Consider the following 6,611-nt stretch of genomic DNA (forward strand, 5'->3'; position numbering starts at 1 on the left):
GCTCAAGCATGTGCGCGAGGCCGGCATGTACACGAGCTGGACGGAGCAGGAGCCACCGCCTCCTCGTACGGTGGCTCCTGCTCCGTCCAGCTCGTGTACATGCCGGCCTCGCGCACATGCTTGAGCAGCGCCTCCCGCACCCGTTCCGGGGCGGCCGGGCCCAGCCCGAACACGGTCTGCCAGGCCGCCCACGCCAGCTGCCCGTCCGGCCCGCCCACCTCGGCGTGCGTGACCTGCTCCAGGAGCTCCGCCCAGCGCCGCGGGCACTCGGTGAGCACGGCCAGCGCCGCCCGGACGTCGGCGCTGCGCTTGGTGTCGTGCGTGGACAGGACCGTCCCGGTGAGCGGCCAGTCGCGCTGCACGCGCGCGCAGTACGCGTGGAAGGCGGCGGGGGAGACGCCCGGCCGGCCGGGATCGCCGCCCACCTCGTTCGCCGAGAGCAGCGGCACGTACCGGTAGAACGCCGTGTCCTCCACCGACTTGGCCCGCAGCGCGGACGCGGTCTGCGCGAACCGGGTGCGCAGCTCCACCGCCGCCGGACCGTCCCCGCCGCCCAGCACCAGGCCGCGCACCACGTCCACCGCGCCCGCCTCCTCGGGCACCACGAAGGCCAGCCGGGCCTCAGCCGCCGCCTCCTCGGTGACGACCGTGGCCGCGTCGCCGCGGACGTACGGCCGGTAGACCTCCATGCGCACCAGCAGCTCCTCCAGGGCGGTGCGCAGCGCCCACGGTGCCCGGTCGCGCAGCGCGGGGTCCGGGGACGCGGCGCACGCGCGCGTGGCCGCCCGCGTCAGCCGGTCCAGCTCGGTGGCCAGCTCGTGCCGGAGCACCGCGTACGCCGCCCGCCGCACCGTCGCCGCCCAGTTCCCGCCGCGGTCGGTCTGCGGGGCCGCGAACCGCCGGTACAGCTCCAGCAGCTCCCCGGCGCCCGCCGGGTCCGTGAACAGGCCGTCCACCTGGCGCAGGGCGTCGTAGCCGGTGGTGCCGGCCACCGGCCAGGTGTCCGGCAGCGCCTCGCCGTGCGCGAGGATCTTCTCCACGACCGTCCAGCGGCCCCCGCTCGCCGCGTGCAGCCGCGTCAGATAGGCGTCGGGGTCGGCCAGCCCGTCGGGGTGGTCGACGCGCAGCCCGTCCAGCACGCCCTCGCGCAGCAGCTGGAGGATCTTGCCGTGGGTGGCGTCGAACACCTCCGGGTCCTCCACCCGCACCCCGATCAGCTCCGAGATGCTGAAGAAGCGCCGGTAGTTCAGCTCGGTGCGGGCCAGCCGCCACCACACCGGCCGGTACCACTGCGCGTCGAGCAACCGCGGCAGCGGCAGGTCCCCGGTGCCCTTACGCAGCGGGAAGGCGTGGTCGTAGTAGCGCAGCACGTCCCCGTCGACGCGCAGCTCGCCCAGCACCTCGCCCACCGGCCCGCCGAGGACGGGCAGCAGCACCTGGCCGCCCTGCGCCTCCCAGTCGATGTCGAACCAGCGCGCGTACGGCGATGTCGGGCCCTCCCGCAGCACCTCCCACAGGGCGCGGTTGTGCCGCGGCGCCATGGCCATGTGGTTGGGCACGATGTCCACGACCAGCCCCAGCCCGTGCCCGCGCGCGGTGTCCGACAGCGCCCGCAGCCCCTCCTCGCCGCCCAGCTCCGCCCGCACGCGCGCGTGGTCGACCACGTCGTAGCCGTGCAGGGAGCCGGGTACGGCCTCCAGCACCGGCGACAGATGCAGATGCGACACGCCGAGCGAGGCCAGGTAGGGCACGGCCGCCGCCGCGGCCTCGAACGGGAACCCGGGCTGGAGCTGGAGCCGGTAGGTGGCCGTGGGCACGGCGGGGACAGGGCGCTCAGAGGTCATGCAGACCTACGTACCCGCCCTGCCCCCTTTTCTGTCATCCCGCCCACCGGCCGGCGGCCGGGCGGGCCCCTACGCGGGCCGCTGAAGGACGGTCATGCTCCGGTCCACCAGCGTCAGCCGGTCCCCGGCCGCCACCTTCACACCCGCCCCCCGCTCCACCGCCTCCGGGTTCGCCGTGTCCACGACCACCTGCCACTGGCGGCCGTGGTCGACCGGCACCACGAACTCCAGGGTCTTGGGGGAGGCGTTGAACATCAGCAGGAAGGAGTCGTCGGTGATCCGCTCCCCGCGCGAGCCCGGCTCGGAGATCGCGTTGCCGTTGAGGAACACCGTCAGGGTGGAGGCCTGCGAGGAGTTCCAGTCCCGCTGGGCCATCTCCTTGCCCTCCGGCGTGAACCACGCGATGTCCGACAGATCGTCGTGGGTCCCCTCCACCTGCCGTCCGTGGAAGAAGCGGCGGCGGCGGAACACGGGGTGCTCCTTGCGCAGCCGCACGATCGCCCGCGTGAAGTCGAGCATCGTCTCGCCCTCCCCCTCGGGGTCGGGCCACTCCACCCACGCCAGCTCGCTGTCCTGGCAGTACGCGTTGTTGTTGCCGTGCTGGGTGCGCGCCACCTCGTCCCCGTGGCTGATCATGGGCACACCCTGCGACAGCATCAGCGTGGCCATGAAGTTGCGCATCTGCCGGGACCGCAGCTCCAGCACGTCCGGGTCGTCGGTGTCGCCCTCCACCCCGCAGTTCCAGGACCGGTTGTGGCTCTCGCCGTCCCGGTTGTCCTCGCCGTTGGCCTCGTTGCGCTTGTCGTTGTACGACACCAGGTCACGCAGGGTGAACCCGTCGTGGCAGGTCACGAAGTTGATCGAGGCCAGCGGCCGGCGCCCGTCGTCCTGGTACAGGTCGGAGGAGCCGGTCAGCCGCGAGGCGAACTCCGCGAGCGTGCGCGGCTCGCCCCGCCACAGGTCCCGTACGGTGTCGCGGTACTTGCCGTTCCACTCGGTCCACAGCGGCGGGAAGTTCCCCACCTGGTAGCCTCCCTCGCCCACGTCCCACGGCTCGGCGATCAGCTTGACCTGGGAGACGACCGGGTCCTGCTGCACCAGGTCGAAGAACGACGACAGCCGGTCCACCTCGTGGAACTGGCGGGCCAGGGTGGCCGCGAGGTCGAAGCGGAACCCGTCGACATGCATCTCCAGGACCCAGTACCGCAACGAGTCCATGATCAGCTGGAGCACGTGCGGGGACCGCATGAGCAGCGAGTTCCCGGTCCCGGTGGTGTCCGTGTAGTACCGAGGGTCCTCCGCCAGCCGGTAGTACTGCGCGTTGTCGATGCCCCGGAAGGACAGCGTCGGTCCCAGGTGGTTGCCCTCGGCGGTGTGGTTGTAGACCACGTCGAGGATCACCTCGATCCCCGCCTCGTGCAGCGCCCGCACCGCCGACTTGAACTCCAGCACCTGCTGCCCGCGGTCGCCCCAGGAGGCGTACGCGTTGTGCGGGGCGAAGAAACCGATCGTGTTGTAGCCCCAGTAGTTGTTGAGGCCCATGTCGACCAGACGATGGTCGTTGACGAACTGGTGTACGGGCATCAGCTCCAGTGCCGTGACGCCCAGCTCGGTGAGGTGCTCGATGATCGCCGGATGCGCGAGGGCGGCGTAGGTGCCGCGCAGCTCCTCCGGCAGCCCGGGGTGGCGCATCGTGAGGCCCTTGACGTGCGCCTCGTAGATCACCGTGTGGTGGTACTCGGTGCGCGGGCGCCGGTCGTCACCCCAGTCGAAGTAGGGGTTGACCACCACCGACGTCATCGTGTGGGGCGCCGAGTCGAGGTCGTTGCGCTTGTCGGGGGCCCCGAAGTGGTAGCCGTACACCTCCTCGCCCCAGGTCACCGAACCGCTGATCGCCTTCGCGTACGGGTCGAGCAGCAGCTTCGCCGAATTGCACCGCGAGCCGCGCTCGGGCGCGTACGGACCGTGCATCCGGAAGCCGTAACGCTGCCCCGGCATGATGCCCGGCACGTACGCGTGCCGCACGAAGGCGTCGCTCTCGCGAAGTTCCACCGCCGTCTCCGAGCCGTCGTCGTGCAGCAGACACAGCTCTACTCGGTCCGCGGCCTCCGTGAAGACCGCGAAGTTCGTACCGGCGCCGTCGTACGTGGCGCCGAGGGGATATGCCTCTCCAGGCCAGACCTGCATGGATACGACTCTTCCAGGTGTGCCGCTCCGCCGGGGACGCCTTCGCACCGAGTCTCCCGGAAAGTGGGGGAACCACCTGTGACTTACGTCCCTCTTACCGGGCGACCAGTGCATACGCCCCATTCGGCGTACGCCGAACCAGTGGGGCTTACAACGTACTCCCGGGGCACAGGGGGAGTAGGGGGAAGATGTGCGCACGACAGTGCGCCGCCACCTGGGCAAGGTGGTGGCAGGCGCGGCCGTCGCGGTCGCCGCGACGGCCGCGATGATCGCGATCACCCTGCCGGGCACGGCAGGGGCGGAAGGAACGACCGGGGGCTCCGGCGAGAAGACGGCGGCGGGGCAGCAGGGCTCCGGCCAGGCCGCCGCGGGGCAGCAGGGCGGCCCCGCGGCGGTGGCGCCCGGCGTCGTCGAACAGGCGCCCGCCGAGGGTGAGCGGGGCACCGGGCGCGACCCGCTGACCGACGACGAGATCGCCCGCGTCGAGCGCATCGCGCTCAGCAGGCAGCTGTTCGACGCGAGCCAGGACGTCGACGGCGACCGGGGCCCGCAGCCTCTCGGCGTGGACCTCGCCGACCCCGAGGCGGAGGAGGTGGACGACCCCTCGGCCCCCCGGCGCGCCGAGGTCAGCTTCTACGACTACAAGGACGACACCCTCGTCACCAGGACCGTCAACCTGGACACCGGCAAGGTCGAGGCCACCGGCAGCGGACAGGGCGTCCAGCCGCCGCTCAGCCGCGCCGAGAACACCGAGGCGGCCACCCTGCTGATCGCCGACCCGCTCGGCGCGGGCCTGCGCGCCGACTACAAGGACGCCACCGGCAAGGCACTCACCTCACCGGACCAGCTGCAGCTCTCCAGCATGGTGTACCGCGCGGTGCCGGGCGCCCAGCCCGCCGCCTTCGACAGCTGCGGGATCCACCGCTGCGCGCGGCTGCTGCTCAAGGTGAAGAACGGCCCGTGGATCGACACCCGGTCCCTGGTGATCGACCTCAGCACCCGCAAGGTGGCCGCTCTCACCCGCTGAGCGCCCTTCGTCCGCTTTTCCGACTCACGCCTCCCGCGCCGGGCCGCGCCGCCCTGCCTCGGGAGGGTGACGCACAGGGAGTCCTGTCCTCATGCGCCTGAACCACCCGAACGGCGGCCACCGGCCGCTCGGTACTCGCCGCGCCCGCAGAGGCGCGGCCCTCGGCCTGTCCGTGGTCGCCCTGGCCGCCGGAGCGTCCGCGACGGGCACCGCCCCGGCCACCGCCCACCCCAAGGCGGCCCCCGTGGCCGCCCCGGACTGCAGCGCCGCCTACCGCATCCAGCAGAAACTCTCCAACGGCACGACCTGGAGCATGTGCTGGCGCTTCGAGTCCAAGTCCGGACTCGTCCTGGAGAAGATCTCCTACCAGCCGCCCGGCGAGGCCCGCCCGATCCGCGTCCTCAACAGCGCCAAACTCGCCCAGATCCACGTGCCGTACGACGACGGCTCCAACGAGTACAACGACATCACCGACTACAACTTCGGCGCGGGCCTGGTCAACATGACCCCCGCCGAATGCCCCGGCGGCACCATCAAGACCGTGAAGGTCCCGGACGCCTACAACTCCGAGAACCCCAACATCAAGGGCCTGTGCACCACCACCCGGGCCCGCGGTCACGCCTACCGGATGCAGACCGACTCCGGGAAGGTCTACCAGTCCCAGGGCAAGGACCTGCTCGTCTACACCGTCAACAAGGTGAGCTGGTACGAGTACATCACCGAGTGGCGGTTCGCCGACGACGGCACCGTCTCCATGAACGTCGGCGCCACCGGCAGCCTCTCGCCCTTCGACTACGACGCGGGCGACGGCCGCGGCTGGCCGATAGGCAAGGGCGCCACGTCCTACTCCACCAGCCACAACCACAACGTGTTCTGGCGGCTCGACTTCGGCCTCGACGGCTCCTCGAAGAACAAGGTCGAGCAGTACGACTCGGTGGTCAGCCCGCCCGCCGCCGGCGCCCAGGCCCCCACCAACAAGACCACCCGCACCCCCGTCACCAAGGAACTCGCGGGCGACGCCAAGAACATGCGCTGGTGGCGCGTGGTCAGCACCACGGGCAAGAACAAGGACGGCCACCCCCGCTCGTACGAGATCGTGCCCGGCGTCAGCAGCAAGTACCCGGGACGCGCCTTCACCCGGCACGACGTCTACTTCACGCAGTACAACAAGTGCGAGCAGTACGCCAACAACAATCTCCGCCTGTGCGCTGCCCGGCACCCCGTCACCGTCGACAAATGGGTGAACGGACAGGCCCTCACCCACCCCGTGGCCTGGGTGAACGTCGGCTTCCACCATGTCGCGCGGGACGAGGACCAGCAGCCCATGCCGGTGCACTGGCAGGGATTCTCGATCGTCCCCCGGGACGTCACCGCTATGAACCCGCTCACTCCGCCTGCCCTCGTCTCGGAGAACGGCCGTCCACGACCGCAGAGTTGAGAAACCACCCTGTCCATCCGGCTGCACCGCCGACCGCTACCGGAGTACCCTTCCTTGATCGTTGGGACGGGGATGCTCGGGGGAGCGGAAGGCGGTGCGCGGGTGGGCTCGGGAG

3 protein-coding genes and 1 pseudogene are annotated in these 6,611 nt (G+C 71.2%); 2 read left to right on the top strand and 2 right to left on the bottom strand.

Annotated features, from left to right (window positions below):
• Positions 1 to 50: 50 nt before the first annotated feature.
• A pseudogene (treY, locus tag P1P75_RS38440) lies at positions 51 to 1,844 on the bottom strand (malto-oligosyltrehalose synthase); the annotation flags it as partial.
• 69 nt (positions 1,845 to 1,913) lie between these two features.
• Positions 1,914 to 4,031: a glycogen debranching protein GlgX gene (gene glgX / locus P1P75_RS38445; RefSeq protein WP_319264144.1), complete on the bottom strand. Its 2,118-nt coding sequence runs from the start codon at positions 4,029 to 4,031 to the stop codon at positions 1,914 to 1,916.
• Positions 4,032 to 4,221: 190 nt separating this feature from the next.
• On the opposite strand from glgX, the gene P1P75_RS38450 reads away from it, so the two are divergent.
• Entirely contained in the window at positions 4,222 to 5,058 is an 837-nt protein-coding gene (locus P1P75_RS38450) for a Tat pathway signal sequence domain protein (protein ID WP_319264145.1), read from the top strand.
• 91 nt (positions 5,059 to 5,149) lie between these two features.
• Positions 5,150 to 6,496 carry a copper amine oxidase gene (locus tag P1P75_RS38455; RefSeq protein ID WP_319264147.1) on the top strand — a complete coding sequence of 449 codons (1,347 nt, stop codon included), beginning with the start codon at positions 5,150 to 5,152 and terminating at the stop codon, positions 6,494 to 6,496.
• The last annotated feature ends 115 nt before the right edge of the window (positions 6,497 to 6,611 follow it).

The sequence above is a fragment of the Streptomyces sp. ID05-39B genome, from assembly GCF_033794725.1.
GTDB lineage: Bacteria > Actinomycetota > Actinomycetes > Streptomycetales > Streptomycetaceae > Streptomyces > Streptomyces bobili.

Bases quoted from the DNA above. Each gene is read 5' to 3' on its own strand.
- glgX (WP_319264144.1), bottom strand. From the start codon at position 4,031: ATGCAGGTCTGGCCTGGAGAGGCATATCCCCTCGGCGCCACGTACGAC.
- P1P75_RS38455 (WP_319264147.1), top strand. From the start codon at position 5,150: ATGCGCCTGAACCACCCGAACGGCGGCCACCGGCCGCTCGGTACTCGC.